The sequence below is a fragment of the Rhizobium sp. CF142 genome (assembly GCF_000281145.1).
Lineage (GTDB): Bacteria > Pseudomonadota > Alphaproteobacteria > Rhizobiales > Rhizobiaceae > Rhizobium.
In genome coordinates this window covers 14,225-32,191 of the sequence record NZ_AJWE01000091.1, presented here as the reverse complement: position 1 = coordinate 32,191, position 17,967 = coordinate 14,225, and the positions used below count along the sequence as shown (strand labels likewise).

Sequence of the window (17,967 nt, the reverse complement as noted above, 5' to 3'; positions counted from 1 at the left end):
GGGCTGGAGGCCCTGTCTTAACGCAGGTGCCTGACAACAGGCAAATGCGTGATATCAGGCGCCCAGCATCAGGTCCATGTTCTGCACGGCGGCACCCGAAGCGCCTTTGCCGAGATTGTCGTAGACGGCGACGAGCAGCGCCTGCGCGATATCGTCATTGGCAAAGACGTGCAGGCGCATACGGTTGGTGTTGTTGTAGATTTCCGGATTGAGCTCCGGCGTGCGCTCCGATGCCTCCAAGGAGGCGACCTCCACGAAGCCCTTGATGCCGGCATAATAGTCGGCGATCGCTGCATGCAGATCGGCACCCTTCGGCACCTTGGGCAGATGCGAGAGCTGCAGCGGCACGGTCACGACCATGCCCTGCGCGAAATTGCCGACGACCGGCTGGAAGAAGGGTACACGTCCAAGCTTGGCGTAGCGCTGCAGCTCCGGCAGATGCTTGTGCTTGAAGCCCAGGCCGTAGGGCATGTATTCAGGCGCATCCTCGCCCTTGGCGACGTAATCCTCGATCATGGTGCGGCCGCCGCCGGTATAACCGGAGATGCCGTTGACCGTGACCGGGAAATCCGAGGGAATGAGCCCGGCTTCGATCAGCGGGCGCAGCGTGGCGATCGGACCTTGCGGCCAGCAGCCGGGATTGGCGACGCGCTTGGCCGAGGCGATGACACCCGCCTGCTCCCTGCTCATTTCCGGGAAGCCATAGGCCCAGCCTTCGGCGACGCGATGCGCAGTCGAAGCGTCGATTACTTTTGTGCTGTCATTCTCGATCAGGCTGACGCTTTCCTTGGCGGCATCGTCAGGCAGGCAGAGGATCGCGATATCAGCCTCGTTGAGCAGCGCTGCACGCACCGCCTTGTCCTTGCGGCTTTCGGTCGGGATCGACAGCAGCTCAAGATCGCGGCGCTCCGCCAGACGCTCGCGGATCTGCAGACCCGTCGTTCCAGCTTCGCCATCGATGAAGATCTTTGCTGCCATGATTGTCCTGCACTTTCAGTGGGTTCGGATTGTTTCCGGAATCAGTTTGCCATGAAGTTGAATCAATTTGATAACAGCAGTCATCCTGCCGTTGCGCGCCGTTCGGCGTGGAGGCCCAGCATATACATCGCGACCGTCGCCCCCGCAATGGCGGTGATATCGGCATGGTCATAAGGCGGGGAGACTTCGACGACGTCGGCGCCGCGGATGTCGAGCTGCTTCAGCCGCTGCAGCACGGAGAGGATCTTCGCGCTGGAAGGGCCGCCGGCAACCGGGGTGCCGGTGCCGGGCGCAAAGGCCGGATCGAGGCAGTCGATATCGAAGGTCAGATAGGCAGGCGAACCCTTCGTATGCGCGATGATCATCGATGCGATATCCGCCGCACTCATGTCCTCGACCTGATGGCCGTATAGCAGGTGGATGCCGAAATCCTCTGGCGCGTGCGTGCGGATGCCGATCTGGATCGAGCGATCCGGATCGATGAGGCCGGCGCGGGCCGCACGGGCCACGAAGGAGCCGTGGTCGATACGGCGCTCGTCGTCGAACCAGGTGTCCTGATGTGCATCGAACTGCACGAGCGCCAGCGGGCCGTGCCGTTCGACATGCGCCTTCAACAGCGGCCAGGTAACATAGTGGTCGCCGCCGAGGGTGAGCAGGAAGGCGCCGCTGTCGAGTATGGTGCTTGCCTGCCGCTCGATGGCCGCGGGCGTGTCCTGATGATTGCCGTAATCGAGCAGGCAGTCGCCGTAGTCGATGACTGCCATTTCTGCGAAAAGATCGCGCTGGAACGGATATTGCGGATCATTGTCGAAGATCGCCGAGGCCCGGCGGATCGCCTGCGGCCCGAAGCGTGTACCCGGCCGGTTGGAGGTCGCCGCATCGAAGGGAATGCCCCAGACGACGGCATCGGCTCCTGTCAGATCCTTGGTGAAGCGGCGGCGCATGAAGGAAAGCGCGCCGGCAAAGGTCGGGTCCGAGGCAGCCGATGTGAGGCTCTGTGCCGTGAAGGCATGGTCGATGGTCTTATTCGCCATGGGAGGCTCCTTCCTCTCCGATAAATTCATAGGCGCGTTCTACCCGTGCAATGCGAACCTTATATTGCTTGTACCAGCGCTCGCGGCCGAGGCGTTGAGCGGCGAGATGGTTCACGACCTGCTTCCACGCCTTCAGGCTCTCCTCGTCGGCCCAATAGGAATTGGTGATGCCGAAACCATCGGCATCACGCGCACTTTCGGCCCCAAGACAGCCCGGCTGCTGCAGCGCCAGCTCCGCCATCCGGTCGGCCATTGCGCCGTAACCATTGTCGCCCTCGGTACGAACAGACGAGAAGGTCACGACGTAGTAGGGCGGTTCGGGCGTGGTGGCGAAGGGCGAGGGCTGGGTGGAGGACATGCGCGGATTCCTTGTCTCTACAGGAAGGGGTAGGCGAGGTTCCGGCAGATTTCAAGGAATCACATTTCAAGTTGGGGCGGCGGATCTTCTCGGCCGCCCTTTGATCTCAACCGCGAGCGCGGATACGGCGCAGCGCAAGTAGGGTGACGATACCCATCACCGCGCAATAGCCGGCGAGCGGCCATGCCGTATTGCCGTCCAACAGCAGCACGAAGAGCGTGCCGATGCAGCCGACAACAAGGCTTTCGACGCAGAAATAGAGCGCAACTGCCGTTCCGGCTGTTTGGCCAAAGGCCGCCAGCGCGCCGTTCGCCGTGACTGCGGTCGTCAGCACGATGCCGACGGCAATCACCCACATCGGCAGGACGAAGCTGGCGAATGAGGGAGCAAGCAACACTTCGCCGATGCCGAGGAGCAATGCGCCCACAAGAAGCAGGCCCATGCCGCGGGCAAGGCTGCCGGCCATTCCCCACCGCACGACGAAACGGCCGGCGAAGCGTGCGGACAGGATCATCACCGCTGCGGCCGTGGTGAAGGAAAGGCTGAAGGCGAGACCCGAAAAGCCGGCATGACCGATCAGCATACGAGGTGCGGTGGAAAAGAACACGAAGAAGGCTCCCATCGCCGCGCTGAAGCACATCGTGTAGGTCCAGAAATGCGCATTCGCCAGAATTGCGCGCATGCTGATCGTTGCATTGGCCGATGCCGCAGGTCTCGTTTCATGCCAGCCTCTAAATGCATTGAGGATTGCCGCAAGCATCAGTCCGCCGAAAAGCAGGAAGATGGCACGCCACCCGGCGTGATCGGCAATCAGTGTACCAGCGATCGGTCCGAGCGCCGGCACGAAGGAGAGGATCGCGCCAAGCAGGCTGTAGATGACGGCGCCTTCCGGCCTCTCTGCATAGACATCGCGAACCGTTGCAAAGGTCGCCACAAGTGCTGCCGAAGCGCCGGCCGCCTGCAGCAGACGCAGCATGACGAACAGTGCGGCCGACGAAGTGGCTGCGAGCAGCAGCGAAGAGGCCGCAAACAGCAGCGCGCCGCCAAGCAGCACCGGGCGGCGGCCGATCCGGTCCGACAGAGGGCCGAAGAGCATCTGTCCGGCGCCGAGGAGCAGCATGTAGAGGCTGAGCGTCAGCTGGATGATGGTCGCCGAAGTGCCGAGTGCTTCAGGCATCATCGGGACGACGGGGAGATAGATATCCATGGCAAGCGAGGCGAGGATATCGAAAGGCGCCAGAAGCAGCAGCGCTACCGGCAGGGAGCAAGTCCAGTTCCTGTTTTCGGAAGGCATAGGTATTCATCCGCTCGAATGAGTTCATCCGTCGGCGATCTGCCTTCTCATCGCAATCTGGATTGATCGGACAGATGCCGCAACAACTTCAAAAGGTTGCTGCGGCCTATCTGTCTGCGGACGGGGTGGCTCCCATGTCAGGTCCTGTCTTGTCCGGTTTGAAACCTGATGCGGCTTTAGCAGCCGGCAGTACCGGCGACAATAGGTGAGTGTGGCGCGTTGACTTCGCAAACCGCTTCCAAGAAGCTGCGCCGACGGAACCAGGAAGGAGCCACGGGCAATGTTCGACCACATTTCAATCGGGGTAAAAAGCCTCGATAGATCGCGCCAGTTTTACGATGCGGCACTGGCGCCGCTCGGCTATGAGCGTCTGTCGAATTTCGACGGAACGATGGGATACGGCGCCGAGAGGCCTGCCTTCTGGGTGAGCGAAGTGGAGCGCCCGGTGCCGGCTGATCGCGGCTCGGGGCTGCATTTCTGCTTCGTCGCCACGAGTGAGGAGGCCGTCAATGCCTTCTATGCCGCAGCACTTACCAATGGCGGCGAGGACAATGGCGCGCCGGGCATCCGTCCGGACTACAGCCAGTTCTATTATGCCGCCTTCGTCATCGATCCTGATGGATATCGGCTTGAGGCTTTCTTCAACAAGCCCGAATAAACGAAAAGGCCGGGCGAGAACCCGGCCTTTCCATGAAAGCATGTCCGAAAGCGATTAGCGCTTCGAGAACTGGAACGAACGGCGGGCCTTGGCCTTACCGTACTTCTTACGTTCGACGACGCGGCTGTCGCGGGTCAGGAAGCCACCCTTCTTCAGGACCGAGCGCAGGCCCGGTTCGAAGTAGGTGAGGGCCTTGGACAGACCGTGGCGAACAGCACCGGCCTGGCCGGAAAGACCGCCGCCGGCAACGGTTGCAACGATGTCGAACTGGCCGTCGCGGGCAGCAGCAACGATCGGCTGGCGCAGGATCATCTGCAGAACCGGACGTGCGAAATATTCCGCAAATTCCTTGCCGTTGACGATGATCTTGCCGGAGCCCGGCTTGACCCAGACGCGGGCAACAGCGTTCTTGCGCTTGCCGGTCGCGTAGGAACGGCCAAGCGAGTCGACCTTGCGGACGTGAGCCGGAGCAGCAGCAGCTACTTCAGATGACGTGCCGAGATCCTTCAGGGAAGAGAGGTCAGCCACTATCAGGCGCTCCTTACGTTCTTCTTGTTCAGCGAGGCGACGTCGAGGACGGACGGCTGCTGGGCTTCGTGGGGATGGTTCGGGCCGGAGTAGACGCGCAGGTTCTTCATCTGGCGACGGCCGAGCGGGCCGCGGGGAACCATGCGCTCAACAGCCTTCTCGAGGACGCGCTCCGGGAAGCGGCCTTCGATGATCTGGCGAGCCGTACGCTCCTTGATACCGCCGGCATAACCGGTGTGCCAGTAGTAAACCTTGTCGGAATACTTCTTGCCGGTGAAAACGACCTTGTCGGCGTTGATGACGATAACGTTGTCGCCGTCGTCAACGTGAGGCGTGAAAGTTGCCTTGTGCTTGCCGCGCAGACGCATAGCGATAACGGAAGCGAGACGGCCAACGACGAGCCCTTCGGCGTCGATGACGACCCACTTCTTCTCCACCTCTGCAGGCTTCTGGGAGAAGGTTGCCATAATTGTTACTCTCTCTTGGATCCCCATGCCCGAAGGCGAGGGGCGTTTCTTGTTGCTTGGTTGGTCGACCGTAAGGCAGACCAAAAAGAAAGCAGCCCGCAAAGGCTGCATTTCCGGCGCGGCTTATAGCGACAATCGATTAGCCGGTCAATACAAGCCATTTTGACGATCTGAAAAATAAGCAAGAAAAAACAATGGTTTAACAGTGTGGTATGTGTGTACCACATTTTAGGGCGCCTGAAAACAGGAAGTTTCGCCCTTCGAGGCCGTCGCATTGCCGTATTCGGCTCGAAATCGCCTCACCCTTGTGGCACAAAAGCGGGATATAGACAGCGCACAGGAACATGCCATGGCCGAGATCGTATCCTTCCGCAAGGACAACAACAATTCAGGCCAGGGCGCCCTCGTGCTCCGCCAGCTTTCCGGTGGCATATTGCGCCTGACGCTCAACAATCCGCCGGCCAATGCTCTGTCGATATCGACAATGGAAACGCTGATGGGCGAGCTGCAGGGGGCGGCAGACGACGAGGACGTACGCATCGTCGTCATCGCTTCGACAGGCAATGTCTTTTCCGCCGGTCATGACCTCAAGGAACTGACCGCCCATCGCGTCGACGAGGACGATGGTGTCGCTTTCTTCGAAGAGACTTTTGCACTGGCCGCCGACCTGATGCTGGAGATCAGCCGCCTGCCGAAGCCCGTTATCGCCGAGATCGATGGGCTCGCGACCGCAGCGGGCTGCCAGCTCGTCGCAAGCTGCGATCTTGCGATCTGCACGGATACGTCCACCTTCTGCACGCCAGGCGTCAATATTGGGCTTTTCTGCTCGACGCCGGCTGTCGCTGTTGCGCGCGCCGCCCACCGCAAGCAGGCGATGGAAATGTTGCTGACGGGCGAGACGATCGACGCCTCGACTGCAAAGGATTTCGGCCTGGTGAACCGTATCGTGCCGAAGCAATACCTCACGCAGGTGGTCAACAAATACGCTTCCGCCATCGCTTCGAAGTCGCCGCAGGCGCTGAGGATCGGCAAGGAAGCCTTTTACAAGCAGCTCGAAATGCCCGTCGCGGAAGCCTATGACTATGCCGCAAGCGTGATGGTCGACAGCATGCTGACCAGCGATGCGCAAGAGGGCATCGGCGCCTTCCTCGGCAAGCGCACGCCCGAATGGAAGGGCGAGTGATTAGCCAAGCTTCAGGAGCAGCCCGCCGAGCGCGATGATAATGCCGGCGAGGTAGCGCCAGACACTGGCCTTCTCCTTCAGCACCAGAACCGAGATGACAAGCGCAAACAGGATGGCGGTTTCCCGCAGCGCCGCCACCGTCGCAACCGGGGCCTTCGTCATCGCCCAGAGCGCCAGCCCGTAGGAGGCGATCGAGCCCGCGCCGCCGATCAGCCCGCGCCACCAGTTGCGCCTGACGTGAGTGGCGACAATTACCAGACCGCGCTGTGAAAGCGCCCAGGCAAAGAGCAGAACCGGTGGCAGAAGCGACATCCACAGCGTGTAGGAAACCGCATTGCCCGAAAGCCGGGCGCCGATGCCGTCCACATAGGTATAGGTGGCGATGACGCAGGCGTTGATCAGCGCCAGCATGATCGCGTGGCGGCTGCCGTGGCGGGCTTCGAAGGCGAGGGTGAGGATGCCAACGCAGATCGTCATGGTTCCGGCAAGCGCGCCACCCGTCAGATGCTCTCCCAGGATGAAGCCGCTGGTGGCGACGATGAGCAGGGGTGCGCCGCCACGCATCAGCGGATAGACCAAGCCGATATCGCCGGCCCTATAGGCGGCGGCGACCAGCTGGAAATAGGCAAATTGCAGGATGGCGGAAGCGCCGATGAACGGCCAGGCCTGCGGCTGCGGCAGAGGGAGCAACGGCAGGAAAGGGAGCGAGGCGACCGCGCCGCCCGCAGAGATCAGCGCCGCATCAAGCGACTTGTCCTTGCCGGCTTTGATGATGGCATTCCATGTCGCATGCAGAAGAGCACCGAAAAGGACGAGAAGAAGAACGTCGAGGGGCAAAGTGGATGGTCCAGGAGCAGTGCAACAAGATAGGGAAAACATCACAGCTTTCCCGTTTGAACCTGCCTTGAAATAACAACCTGGGTTTGCGTGATTTGCCCTGGAAGGTGTACTCCGCACGGTCGAATTTTCAATAGCATGGATTGATCAGGTGAACAATTGCCCATCGTTGTAGCAATTTTTGCGTGCGCTCGAAATACGTTCAATTACGCTCAGCTCACACAACTATGAGATGTCGCTAATGGACGCGTGAACATATGGTGATCAAATTATGTATGAAAGGTGAAATTCTTCTGTAGAAAGAGAGTGTCGACAATCCTATGATGCTGAAATATAGACATTATTCTATAACTTTGAAACGATTATAAATTAACAACCAATAGGGGTGCAGTAGATATTTTGTGTCCTAAGATTGACGCCCCGGTCCTTTCGCATGTGCGAAGGGACCGATAATATTCACAATTCCGAATGAAGGTCGAATTAGAGACTATAGTGTGGAATGAGCAGCATCCCGTCCAGGTTGTCGATGTTCTGGCAGTTCAGCACCCGGCACTTGGGGTTGTCCTTGGAGGGAACGCTCGTCCATTCCGCATAATCGGTCGCGTCGCAATAGTAGCTGTTGCGGACATAGCGATCGTAGAGAGGAAGGCCGCGCGGCGAGGTATAGCGAAAGATGACGGCGCCTTCGTTGTGGATCGCCGCCCGCACGCTCTGGCAGCTCATGGCAAGCGGATTGTAGCGTGAGATCGCAAGCGTCGGCGAGGCAGCTAGCACGAGCGCGAGCGCAAGGATTATTTTTTTCATGGCATAATTTCTCCCTGATATTTCCGGCACCTATATATACGTCGAAACGAGCCGCCCGGTTTCGATGAATCGCGACTGTCAAATCCGCCCCCTGAAGACACCAGACCGGAGACACCAGATATGAACCATGATGCCTACGCCGACGACTATCTTTCCGGCATTCTGAAATCGGTCAAAACCATCGCGCTGACGGGGGCTTCGCCCAATCCGGCCCGGCCGAGCAATGGTGTCATGGGCTATCTCCTGTCGCGCGGATACAAGGTCATTCCCGTCAATCCGGGGCAGGCGGGCAAGCAGATTCAGGGCCAGACCGTTTACGCACGTCTCGCCGACATTCCCGAACCGGTCGACATGGTCGATGTCTTCCGCGCATCCGAATATCTTGATGGGGTGGTGGACGAAGCGCTGGCACTCGAGCCCCGCCCGCAGGTTGTGTGGGCGCAGCTCGGCGTAAGCGATGACGCGGCCGCCGCCAAGGCCGAAGCCGGCGGCATCAAGGTCGTCATGAACCGTTGCCCGGCGATCGAATATCCGCGTCTTTTCGGCTGACGCGGTCGGGCAGAACGGATTTTCCTCGGAACGCGCCGCGGTTGAAAAAGATCGCGGTTAACTTTCACATTCGAGCGGCTATGATCGCGCCCGTCAACAATTGTACGGGAGGACGACATGGCCAAAAACGATCCGGGATTCAACACGCTGGCGATCCATGCGGGCGCGCAGCCCGATCCGGCGACCGGCGCGCGGATTACACCGATCTACCAGACGACGGCCTTCGTCTTCAACGATTCCGACCATGCCGCAGCCCTTTTCGGCCTGCAGCAGTTCGGCAATATCTATAGCCGCATCATGAACCCCACCCAGGCGGTTCTGGAGGAACGCGTCGCGGCGCTTGAAGGCGGCACGGCAGCGCTTGCGGTCGCCTCCGGCCATGCCGCGCAGATGATCGTCTTCCATACGCTGATGCGTCCGGGCGAGAATTTCGTCGCCGCCCGCCGCCTCTATGGCGGTTCGATCAACCAGTTCGGCCACGCCTTCGAGAATTTCGGCTGGCAGGTGCGCTGGGCTGACCCTGAGAGCCCCGGTGATTTCGAGAGCAAGATCGACGACAAGACCCGGGCGATCTTCATCGAGAGCCTTGCCAATCCCGGTGGTACTTTTGTCGATATCGCTGCGATCGCCGAAATCGCCCACCGTCACGACCTGCCGCTGATCGTCGACAACACCATGGCAACACCCTATCTCATCCGGCCGATCGAGCACGGTGCCGATATCGTCGTGCATTCGCTGACCAAGTTCCTCGGTGGTCACGGCAATTCCATGGGCGGCATCATCGTCGATGGCGGCACCTTCGATTGGTCGAAGACCGGCAACTATCCGATGCTCTCCACCCCGCGGCCGGAATATAACGGCGTCGTGCTGCACCAGACCTTCGGCAACTTTGCCTTCGCGATCGCCTGCCGCGTGTTAGGCCTTCGCGACCTCGGCCCCGCCATCTCGCCCTTCAACGCGTTCCTGATCCAGACCGGCATCGAGACGCTGCCGCTGCGCATGCAGCGCCATAGCGATAATGCGATTGATGTCGCCAAATGGCTGAAGGCCCATTCCAAGATCGCCTGGGTCAACTATGCCGGTTTGGAGGACGACCCGAACCACGCCCTGCAGCAGCGCTACTCGCCGAAGGGGGCCGGCTCGGTCTTCACCTTCGGCGTCAAGGGCGGCTACGAGGCCGGCAAGGCTCTGGTCGAGGGACTGGAGCTTTTCTCGCATCTTGCCAATATCGGCGATACGCGCTCCCTGGTGATCCATCCGGCCTCCACCACGCACCGACAGCTGACCGACGAGCAGAGGATCGCCGCAGGTGCCGGGCCGGACGTGGTGCGCCTCTCCGTTGGCATCGAGGATGTGAAAGACATCATCGCCGATCTCGAACAGTCGCTGTCGAAGATCTAAGCGTCCCTCGCAGCAACGCTTTCCTACTGCCATGGCTGTTTCGCTCGAGATGGTGGATTTCTGGAACGCCAATCTAGCATGAAAGCTTCCTGGGTGATCCGTTGAACAGTTTTTCCGCTATTTGGCAGTTGAATTTGACGGCCTCAATCCGAACTTGGTTCTGATCGCCTCTGCAGGTGGGCTAGAACTTATCGCAAGGCGGCGATAGACTTTGTTTAATTGGGCCATTTAGAGCCCGAAGCCAAACTGGTTCGGCTGCGAAAAGTCTTTTATTCCGACTCTCGGCCAATCGCATTTCCTGTCGAACTGGAGTTTAGAGACGGTGCGGTGGCAAGTCGGGTCTGTCCTGAACGCATAACCTGGAAGGGGGATGTAGTGACTTGCCGACATGCTGAACAGCAGGCAAATCGTCAATGCGACACAAAAAGGCTTCATGGATGCCTCCCTTGTGGTGTTAGGGGAGGCATTTTCACATAGAGCAACGCTCTCGGATATATATCAATTTGTGCTAATACTGCCTTTAAGCGACACGCCAAACGGCTGCGAAGAACGCTGAGTGTCCTCCGCAGCAAAGGTTTGTAATTTTGCAGCCTACGTTTGTCGGGATACAGCCATAGGATCAGCGTGCGATTCGAATAGAGTCGGGCGCTGATTTCGTTCGCTATGTCTCACAGCGGCTGGCGCGCTCATTTGGGGCACGAGGATAAGACGTCGCCGTCGTTCGACGACGCGGACCGGAGAAAAGGTGACCATGGCAAACACGATCTCCTTCGATATCGACGGCGTCGAACCGGAAGTCGGCGCTCCCGCCGCCGAGCGCATCATTTCCGGCAATCCGCAATTTCGCACCTGGAATCTCGAGGAGGCCGACGGCGGTCTCTATGCCGGTATCTGGGAGGCAACGCCCGGCAAGTGGCGGATCGTCTATGAGGAATGGGAATATTTCAGCCTGCTTTCCGGCCATTCGATCGTGACCGAGGATGGCGGTGAGCCGATCCATCTCAGGGCTGGCGATCGCCTTATCCTCAGGCCGGGCTTTAAGGGAACCTGGGAAGTCGTTGAAACGACTCGCAAGGACTATGTGATCAAGGTCTGAGCGCCGGCCCGGATAGACGGTTTTTGATCGTTCGCATTAAGAGTGTCTACATCATCAAATGCTAAACCTCATCTGCAGCGCATTGCGGACATGATGTCTCCTGCCGTCACCAAAGACATGCCCTTGCAATTCATCTTTTCGGGATTGGCATGTCGTCGAATCTTGCGGGTAGGCACGTTCGGACCCAAGCGTCTTCCATCATTGCGACAACCATTTTCTTCCTCGTCGTCGCTCTCGTGCTGACGGGCCTCACGGCCCATGTCGTCGCCACAATGACCCGATCTGCAAACGAGATCGATGATGCTAGGGCTACGCGCGCTGCCCGCGCAGCGATCTCGGCCTTTGTCAATCGTTTGAGCGCGACAACCACGGACAACGCCGTATGGGATGATGCCTATAAGGCGATCTCATCTCCTGACGCCGTGGGTTGGGCCTATGAGAACTGGGGCAAAACCACAGCGGATTACCCGCTCTATGACGGTGCGGTCGTGATCGGCCCTGATCGCTCTTCGATCGTCTCCGCATATGCCAAAGGCAAGCCCTTCCAGCCGAGCGCCTTTTTCGGCGAAGGCTTTTTCCAGCAGATCAATAAGGCTGCCGATGCCGGACAGGCGCCGGTGGTCAATTTCATCCGGACCGAAACGGGCATCGCGCTGATTGTGTCACAGGCAATCCAGCCTTTCACCGCAGAAGGCGAGCTTCCGAAGCTGAGTGTGCTGAGCCTCTACAAGGATCTCACGTCGGAAGTTCTCGACACTTTTTCGGACGAGCACGAACTCGAAGGGTTACGTCTTGCCGCCGCGCCCGAGTCGGGCCTTCTGAACACGCCGATCACGGACATAGGAGGTGGCGTCATCGGCCACCTTGTCTGGCCCAGCAAAGCGCCCGGAACCGCCGTGTTTCACCAAGTCTATCCTTACGTTGCGGCCGCTGTCATCATCCTTGTGATGTTCCTGGGGGGCGTTCTGCTGGTAGGCGCATTCGAGGCGCGCCGCCTGCGCCAATTGGCGCAAGTGGCGATTTTCGAGGCGAACCACGATAGCCTGAGCGGCCTGTTGAACAGGCATGGGCTTCTCGCACTGCTGGAAGAGCTGGAAGACACCGATGTTGCGCCACCCCGGCTCTATCTGGTCGATCTCGATGGCTTCAAGGCAGTCAATGACGCCTGGGGGCACGCGGTAGGGGATGATCTGATCCGGATCGTCTCGAACGCCCTGATCGCCTGTCACCCTGAAGTCGTTGCGGCGGCCCGGCTGGGAGGCGACGAGTTTGCGCTGGTGCAGATTGGAACCGCCGCGCGTGGAGAGATAGAAGAGACCATTCTGGCGCTGTTCACCGAGCCCTTCAAAATCGAAGGGCGAACGATCGAAGTTGGTGCAAGCATCGGAGTTGCCGCATGTGACGGAGACGTGTCGCCCCTGGAGCTTCTCCGCAGGGCGGATATGGCGCTCTATCGCGCCAAGGCAAACGGCAGAGGCCGGGCGATCGAATACGACCCAGAGCTGGATCGGGAACGCCAAAGGGTCGCCGAAATGGAAGCTTTGTTGAAGAGCGCCATCAGCACCGGTGCGATCGAAGCCTTTTTCCAGCCTCTCGTCTCTGCTGCGACAGGCACTATTAATGGTCTTGAAGCACTGGCGCGTTGGCGAACTCCAACGGGGAACATAAGCCCCGAGATTTTCATCCCGCTCGCCGAAAGGTGCGGCCTCATCGATGCACTTGGCGTTCACATGCTGAAAACATCGGTCGGGCATGCCAAGAACTGGCCTGGTCTGGCATTGTCCGTGAACGTTTCGCCGGTCCAACTCTGCAATCCGGAATTCGCCGCCGAAGTGATCTCGCTCCTGCAGGAGCTCGATTTCGATCCGAAGCGTCTGACATTGGAGATCACTGAAGGCGTCCTGATGACAAATCCGGAACAGGCCCGCAGGTCGATAGATCACCTTAAACAGGTCGGTATAAAATTCGCGCTTGATGATTTTGGCTGCGGCTATGCAAGCATCGGCGCATTGCGGCAGTTCGGGTTTGATCGCATGAAGATCGACCGTTCGCTCGTGTCCGCTCTCGACCAAGCCTCGAATGGCGCCGATGTTCTGAGAGCCACCATCTCCCTGGCAACCGCTCTGCAGATTCCCGTCACAGCTGAAGGTATCGAGAATACGCGTCAGGCGGCGATCCTGCGTGAGGCCGGCTGCGACCAGCTGCAAGGCTATCTGATCGGAAAACCTATGTCGGCACTCGACATATCCAGCAAGCTTCAAGAGCATGCTGCGTAGATTGCGGCACCACACTTTGGTGGTCGTCCGGTCCTCGGAGCATTTTGGCGTCTGAAAACGACATTTTCACGCATAGCTGCGGCAATCGACCACAGCCCTGCGGCAATAGGGCCGCACCTCATTCGCCAAGGCTTTGTCAGCGCGCGATTCATTAGGAAAGTCAGTGACTTCAGCGACTTATGCACAGCTTTGCATTTCGTGTCACCCGTCACAAACTGTCATCAAACTGTAATAATAGACGCCTAGCCGCCTTCCCGTGACGAGGAAATTCAGCGCCCCCGACAGTGGACACCCCCTCCATGGCGCCGAGCCTCGTCGTCCTCTAGTTCCATCAGGGAAGAGTCGCAAATGCTCACCAAGAAACTTCTTTCGGCCTGCCTCGGCGCCGGCCTGGTTGCCGCTCTGGCAGTCTCGGCCTCCGCTGCCGACATTACCGGCGCTGGTTCCACCTTCGTCTATCCGGTTCTTTCGAAGTGGTCGGCAGACTACAACAAGGAAACCGGCGACAAGCTGAACTACCAGTCGATCGGTTCGGGTGGCGGTATTGCCCAGATCAAGGCTGCTACGGTTGACTTCGGCGCTTCTGACGCCCCGCTCAAGCCGGAAGACCTGACGGCTGGCGGCTTTGGCCAGTTCCCGCTCGTTGTCGGCGGCATCGTTCCCGTCATCAACGTCAAGGGCATCAAATCAGGCGAACTGAAGCTCTCCGGCAAGGTCCTCGCTGACATCTACCTTGGCAACGTCACCAAGTGGAACGACAAGGCCATCGCCGATCTGAACCCGGGCCTGAAGCTGCCCGACAGCCAGATCGCCGTCGTTCACCGTTCAGACGGCTCGGGCACCTCTTTCAACTGGACGAACTTCTTCTCGAAGGTAAACCCGGACTGGAAGTCGAAGGTTGGTGAAGGCACTGCCGTCAACTGGCCTGTTGGTATCGGCGGCAAGGGCAACGAAGGCGTTGCCGCTTACGTTACCCGCGTCAAGGACTCGATCGGTTACGTTGAATACGCCTACGCCCTGCAGAACAAGCTGCCCTACGTTCTCATCCAGAACGCTGCCGGCCAGTACCCGAAGCCGAACGCTGAAAGCTTCTCGGCTGCCGCTGCAAGCGCAGAATGGGGCAAGGCTCAGGATTTCTATCTGATCATGACCAACGCTCCGGGCGAAAAGGCCTGGCCGATCACGGCAACCACCTGGGCCATCATGTACAAGGAGCCGAAGGACGCCGAGCGCTCCAAGGCTGCTTTCTCCTTCTTCAAGTGGGCTCTCGAAAAGGGCCAGAAGGAAGCTTCCTCGCTCGACTACGTTCCGCTTCCGGACACGCTGGTGAAGCAGATCGAAGATTACTGGACGGCCTCTTTCAAGAGCTGATCCTGACGAAACTGCGGTCGGGGCGGAAAGCCAAGCTTTCCGCCCACCCCTCAAAGCAGCAGAGCGTACGGACATGAGCGAAGCATTGGCATCGCTGCCCGCCGACACCGCGGGCGTGAAGCGCCGCGACGGCGCCGCAGGCGATCGTATTTTTTATTGGATAGTTTTGGGCTGCGGCCTGTTTGTTTTGGCCGCCCTGCTGGCAGCGGCGATCTCCATGGCCATGGGCGGGCTTCTTGCCTTCCGCACCTTCGGCTTCGGCTTCTTGACTGGCACGGAATGGGATCCGGTTGCTCAGCAATTCGCAGGTCTGGTGCCGATCTACGGCACGCTGGTCACCTCGGCTCTCGCGATGATCATCGGTGTTCCCGTCAGCCTTGGCATCGCGGTTTTCATTACCGAAGTTGCGCCGCGCTCCATTCGCGGACCGATCGGCGGCGCCGTCGAGCTTCTTGCCGGCATCCCCTCGATCATTTACGGCATGTGGGGCCTTTTCACCTTCGCTCCCTTCATGTCGGATTACATCCAGCCGGTGCTCATCGACTGGCTGGGTCCGATCCCGCTGGTCGGCGCGCTGTTTTCGGGTGCTCCGCTCGGCATCGGCATGCTGACATCAGGCATTGTTCTGGCGATCATGATCATCCCCTTCATCTCCTCGGTCATGCGCGACGTCTTCCTGGTCGTCCCCGCGCAGCTGAAGGAATCGGCCTATGCGCTTGGTTCGACAAAGTGGGAAGTGGTGCGCGACATCGTCATCCCGCACACCCGCACGGCCGTCGTCGGTGGCATCTTCCTTGGTCTGGGCCGCGCGCTCGGCGAGACCATGGCGGTCACCTTCGTGCTCGGCAACACCCATAACATTGCGGTGTCGCTGATGGAGCCGGGCACCTCGATTGCGGCAACGCTTGCCAACGAGTTTGCCGAGGCGTCGGACGACCTCTACCGGTCCTCGCTCGCAGCCCTTGGCCTCATTCTCTTCGTCGTAACCTTCATCGTTCTGGCGGCCGCCAAGCTCATGCTGGTGCGCATGGCAAAACAGAGGGGAGAATGATCATGGCTACCTATTCGGGTTCCCTTTACCGCCGCCGCCAGATGGGCAGCCTGATCGCGCTGACGCTTTGCGGTATCGCCACCGTGCTTGGCCTGGTCTTTCTGGTGTGGATCCTCTGGACGACGCTGGTCCACGGCCTGTCGGCGTTGAGCCCCAGCCTTCTCACGGAAATGACGCCGCCGCCCGGCGAAGACGGCGGCGGTCTCGCCAACGCCTTCATGGGCAGCCTGCTGATGGTGGTGCTCGCCGTCATCATCGGCACGCCGATCGGCGTATTGGCCGGCACCTATCTGTCGGAATTCAGCCGCGGCAAGAAGATCGGCGAGGCCATCCGCTTCGTCAACGATATCCTGCTTTCGGCGCCGTCGATCATCATCGGTTTGTTCGTCTATGAAGTGGTCGTCCGCCCGACCTCACGCTTCTCCGGCTTTGCCGGCGGCATTGCGCTCGCCTTCATCTTCCTGCCGGTCGTCGTGCGCACGACCGACGAGATGCTGCGGCTGGTACCCGATGTCATGCGCGAGGCAGCGCTTTCGCTCGGTATCCCGCGCTGGAAGGTAACAGTCAACGTCCTCTATCGCGCCGCCTCCACGGGCATCCTCACCGGTATCCTGCTCGCGATCGCCCGCATTTCGGGCGAAACCGCGCCGCTTCTGTTCACTGCTCTGAACAACCAGTACTGGAGCCTGGATATGTCGCAGCCGATGGCGAACATTCCCGTCGTCATCTTCCAGTTCGCCATGAGCCCCTATGAGCAATGGCAAAATCTCGCCTGGGCCGGTGCCTTCGTGATGACGGCCTTCGTTCTAATCCTGAGCGTGGTATCGCGCTCCGTCCTGAACCGAAAAGGTGGGAAATGATGCTTCAGTCCCAAGACACTTTCGACGCCGCCAGCAAGTCGGAAAAGCCGATGGCCAAAGACAAGATCTCTCTCGATAAAGTCAATTTCTATTACGGCGACGCCCACGCGATCAAGGACGTAAGCCTGAACTTCCCGGAGCGTCAGGTTTCCGCCCTGATCGGTCCGTCCGGCTGTGGCAAGTCCACGTTGCTGCGCATCCTGAACCGCATCTACATGCTCTATCCGAAGATGCGTGCCACAGGCTCGATCAAGCTCGACGGCAAGAACATCCTCGACCCGAGCTTCTCGATGAACGAACTGCGCGCCCGCGTCGGCATGGTGTTCCAGAAGCCGGTGCCGTTCCCGATGTCGATCTATGACAACATCGCCTACGGCATTCGCCACCATGAGCGTCTCAACAAGGCCGACATGGACGTCCGCGTCGAGCAGGCGCTGCGTCAGGCCGCCCTGTGGGATGAGGTCAAGGACAAGCTGAAGGGCAGCGGCCTCGGCCTTTCCGGCGGCCAGCAGCAGCGGCTCTGCATCGCCCGCGGCGTGGCGCTGCGCCCGGAAGTCCTGCTCCTCGACGAGCCGACCTCGGCCCTCGACCCGATCTCGACTGCCAAGGTCGAAGAACTGATCGCGCAGCTGAAGGGCGAGTTCACGATCGTCATCGTCACCCACAACATGCAGCAGGCAAGCCGCATCTCCGATAACACCGCCTTCATGTATCTTGGCGAGTTGATCGAATACGGCCCGACGGCGCAGATCTTCCAGTCGCCGAAAGTCAAGCGCACGGAAGACTACATTACCGGCCGTTACGGCTGATACGACTTCCCCTTCGCAGCAAGGAAACGGCCGGCGCGCGATCAGCACGCCGGCCGATTTCGTTGTGGGATGCCTAAGGCGTGCGGCGAATCTTTCGCATTCGCTTGCTACGCGCGGCATGCCTGAAGTGGAGGGGGTTGCTTCGTATCGAGCCCCCTCCACTCAGGTAACCCCCTCCACAAGATGCCCGAATTGAAGAAGAGAGCGCCCTTCGTGTGTCCGAAATGGAGGCTCGGTGGAGGGGGTTAACGTTCGTGGAGGGCGTTTGGAGGGGGTAACACCCTCCAGTTCAAGTCATTGGTATATATAGATTTAAATTGAATGGAGGGGGTGGAGGGGGTTGTTTGACCAAACCTGCCGGAAGCCACTTATGCCGGCATTTATAGGGGCGGTATAGCAACGCTTGCGGCTAC

At 59.6% G+C, this 17,967-nt stretch carries 18 protein-coding genes; 10 read left to right on the top strand and 8 right to left on the bottom strand.

All coding sequences use genetic code 11. The annotated features are described in order from the left end of the window. Nucleotides 1-54: 54 nt before the first annotated feature. From argC to cml, 4 genes are all read right to left on the bottom strand, one after another. Nucleotides 55-978: an N-acetyl-gamma-glutamyl-phosphate reductase gene (gene argC, locus PMI11_RS18420; RefSeq protein WP_007819880.1), complete on the bottom strand. Its 924-nt coding sequence runs from the start codon at nucleotides 976-978 to the stop codon at nucleotides 55-57. An 80-nt stretch (nucleotides 979-1,058) separates the two neighbouring features. Further along, nucleotides 1,059-2,012, bottom strand: a complete 954-nt coding sequence (gene speB, locus PMI11_RS18415; protein ID WP_007819878.1) for an agmatinase — start codon at nucleotides 2,010-2,012, stop codon at nucleotides 1,059-1,061. Further along, complete coding sequence (locus PMI11_RS18410) at nucleotides 2,002-2,370, bottom strand: antibiotic biosynthesis monooxygenase family protein (RefSeq protein WP_007819876.1); 369 nt, start codon at nucleotides 2,368-2,370, stop codon at nucleotides 2,002-2,004. Before PMI11_RS18410 ends, speB begins: the two co-directional genes overlap by 11 nt. A 106-nt stretch (nucleotides 2,371-2,476) precedes the next feature. After that, a complete protein-coding gene (gene cml / locus PMI11_RS18405) occupies nucleotides 2,477-3,664 on the bottom strand; it encodes a CmlA/FloR family chloramphenicol efflux MFS transporter (RefSeq protein WP_007819874.1) in 1,188 nt (395 codons plus the stop codon). Between the two features lie 280 nt (nucleotides 3,665-3,944). Between cml and PMI11_RS18400 the strand changes: the two genes are divergently transcribed. Continuing rightward, nucleotides 3,945-4,322 (top strand): VOC family protein, encoded by a 378-nt coding sequence (locus PMI11_RS18400; protein WP_007819872.1) that lies wholly within the window; start codon nucleotides 3,945-3,947, stop codon nucleotides 4,320-4,322. A gap of 54 nt (nucleotides 4,323-4,376) precedes the next feature. Here the strand turns inward: PMI11_RS18400 and rpsI are convergent, their stop codons facing one another. Together rpsI and rplM are read right to left on the bottom strand one after the other, a co-directional pair. Beyond that, nucleotides 4,377-4,850, bottom strand: a complete 474-nt coding sequence (gene rpsI / locus PMI11_RS18395; RefSeq protein ID WP_007819867.1) for a 30S ribosomal protein S9 — start codon at nucleotides 4,848-4,850, stop codon at nucleotides 4,377-4,379. Nucleotides 4,851-4,852: 2 nt separating this feature from the next. Beyond that, complete coding sequence (gene rplM / locus PMI11_RS18390; RefSeq protein ID WP_007819858.1) at nucleotides 4,853-5,317, bottom strand: 50S ribosomal protein L13; 465 nt, start codon at nucleotides 5,315-5,317, stop codon at nucleotides 4,853-4,855. 349 nt (nucleotides 5,318-5,666) lie between these two features. On the opposite strand from rplM, the gene PMI11_RS18385 reads away from it, so the two are divergent. Next, nucleotides 5,667-6,500: an enoyl-CoA hydratase gene (locus PMI11_RS18385; protein ID WP_007819856.1), complete on the top strand. Its 834-nt coding sequence runs from the start codon at nucleotides 5,667-5,669 to the stop codon at nucleotides 6,498-6,500. On the opposite strand, the gene PMI11_RS18380 is transcribed toward PMI11_RS18385, so the two are convergent. Beyond that, a complete protein-coding gene (locus tag PMI11_RS18380) occupies nucleotides 6,501-7,337 on the bottom strand; it encodes an EamA family transporter (protein WP_037071664.1) in 837 nt (278 codons plus the stop codon). Between the two features lie 480 nt (nucleotides 7,338-7,817). Then, on the bottom strand, nucleotides 7,818-8,141 hold the full coding sequence (locus tag PMI11_RS18375; RefSeq protein ID WP_007819850.1) for a hypothetical protein: 324 nt from the start codon (nucleotides 8,139-8,141) through the stop codon (nucleotides 7,818-7,820). A gap of 120 nt (nucleotides 8,142-8,261) precedes the next feature. On the opposite strand from PMI11_RS18375, the gene PMI11_RS18370 reads away from it, so the two are divergent. The 8 genes from PMI11_RS18370 (at nucleotide 8,262) to pstB (ending at nucleotide 17,554) form a co-directional block, all read left to right on the top strand. Next, a complete protein-coding gene (locus tag PMI11_RS18370; RefSeq protein WP_007819848.1) occupies nucleotides 8,262-8,690 on the top strand; it encodes a CoA-binding protein in 429 nt (142 codons plus the stop codon). A gap of 117 nt (nucleotides 8,691-8,807) precedes the next feature. Further along, complete coding sequence (locus tag PMI11_RS18365) at nucleotides 8,808-10,091, top strand: O-acetylhomoserine aminocarboxypropyltransferase (RefSeq protein WP_007819846.1); 1,284 nt, start codon at nucleotides 8,808-8,810, stop codon at nucleotides 10,089-10,091. 751 nt (nucleotides 10,092-10,842) lie between these two features. Then, a complete protein-coding gene (locus PMI11_RS18355; protein ID WP_007819841.1) occupies nucleotides 10,843-11,187 on the top strand; it encodes a cupin domain-containing protein in 345 nt (114 codons plus the stop codon). 149 nt (nucleotides 11,188-11,336) lie between these two features. Further along, on the top strand, nucleotides 11,337-13,463 hold the full coding sequence (locus tag PMI11_RS18350; RefSeq protein WP_007819839.1) for a bifunctional diguanylate cyclase/phosphodiesterase: 2,127 nt from the start codon (nucleotides 11,337-11,339) through the stop codon (nucleotides 13,461-13,463). Nucleotides 13,464-13,811: 348 nt separating this feature from the next. After that, entirely contained in the window at nucleotides 13,812-14,834 is a 1,023-nt protein-coding gene (gene pstS / locus PMI11_RS18345; RefSeq protein ID WP_007819837.1) for a phosphate ABC transporter substrate-binding protein PstS, read from the top strand. Between the two features lie 73 nt (nucleotides 14,835-14,907). Further along, nucleotides 14,908-15,885 (top strand): phosphate ABC transporter permease subunit PstC, encoded by a 978-nt coding sequence (pstC, locus tag PMI11_RS18340; RefSeq protein WP_007819835.1) that lies wholly within the window; start codon nucleotides 14,908-14,910, stop codon nucleotides 15,883-15,885. A 2-nt stretch (nucleotides 15,886-15,887) separates the two neighbouring features. Continuing rightward, complete coding sequence (gene pstA / locus PMI11_RS18335; RefSeq protein ID WP_037071660.1) at nucleotides 15,888-16,745, top strand: phosphate ABC transporter permease PstA; 858 nt, start codon at nucleotides 15,888-15,890, stop codon at nucleotides 16,743-16,745. After that, nucleotides 16,742-17,554, top strand: a complete 813-nt coding sequence (pstB, locus tag PMI11_RS18330) for a phosphate ABC transporter ATP-binding protein PstB (protein ID WP_193385614.1) — start codon at nucleotides 16,742-16,744, stop codon at nucleotides 17,552-17,554. The genes pstA and pstB overlap by 4 nt, the downstream gene beginning before the upstream one ends. Nucleotides 17,555-17,967: the final 413 nt, after the last annotated feature.

Bases quoted from the DNA above. Each gene is read 5' to 3' on its own strand.
- argC (WP_007819880.1), bottom strand. From the start codon at position 978: ATGGCAGCAAAGATCTTCATCGATGGCGAAGCTGGAACGACGGGTCTG.
- speB (WP_007819878.1), bottom strand. From the start codon at position 2,012: ATGGCGAATAAGACCATCGACCATGCCTTCACGGCACAGAGCCTCACA.
- PMI11_RS18410 (WP_007819876.1), bottom strand. From the start codon at position 2,370: ATGTCCTCCACCCAGCCCTCGCCCTTCGCCACCACGCCCGAACCGCCC.
- cml (WP_007819874.1), bottom strand. From the start codon at position 3,664: ATGCCTTCCGAAAACAGGAACTGGACTTGCTCCCTGCCGGTAGCGCTG.
- PMI11_RS18400 (WP_007819872.1), top strand. From the start codon at position 3,945: ATGTTCGACCACATTTCAATCGGGGTAAAAAGCCTCGATAGATCGCGC.
- rplM (WP_007819858.1), bottom strand. From the start codon at position 5,317: ATGGCAACCTTCTCCCAGAAGCCTGCAGAGGTGGAGAAGAAGTGGGTC.
- PMI11_RS18385 (WP_007819856.1), top strand. From the start codon at position 5,667: ATGGCCGAGATCGTATCCTTCCGCAAGGACAACAACAATTCAGGCCAG.
- PMI11_RS18375 (WP_007819850.1), bottom strand. From the start codon at position 8,141: ATGAAAAAAATAATCCTTGCGCTCGCGCTCGTGCTAGCTGCCTCGCCG.
- PMI11_RS18370 (WP_007819848.1), top strand. From the start codon at position 8,262: ATGAACCATGATGCCTACGCCGACGACTATCTTTCCGGCATTCTGAAA.
- PMI11_RS18365 (WP_007819846.1), top strand. From the start codon at position 8,808: ATGGCCAAAAACGATCCGGGATTCAACACGCTGGCGATCCATGCGGGC.
- PMI11_RS18355 (WP_007819841.1), top strand. From the start codon at position 10,843: ATGGCAAACACGATCTCCTTCGATATCGACGGCGTCGAACCGGAAGTC.
- PMI11_RS18350 (WP_007819839.1), top strand. From the start codon at position 11,337: ATGTCGTCGAATCTTGCGGGTAGGCACGTTCGGACCCAAGCGTCTTCC.
- pstS (WP_007819837.1), top strand. From the start codon at position 13,812: ATGCTCACCAAGAAACTTCTTTCGGCCTGCCTCGGCGCCGGCCTGGTT.
- pstC (WP_007819835.1), top strand. From the start codon at position 14,908: ATGAGCGAAGCATTGGCATCGCTGCCCGCCGACACCGCGGGCGTGAAG.
- pstA (WP_037071660.1), top strand. From the start codon at position 15,888: ATGGCTACCTATTCGGGTTCCCTTTACCGCCGCCGCCAGATGGGCAGC.
- pstB (WP_193385614.1), top strand. From the start codon at position 16,742: ATGATGCTTCAGTCCCAAGACACTTTCGACGCCGCCAGCAAGTCGGAA.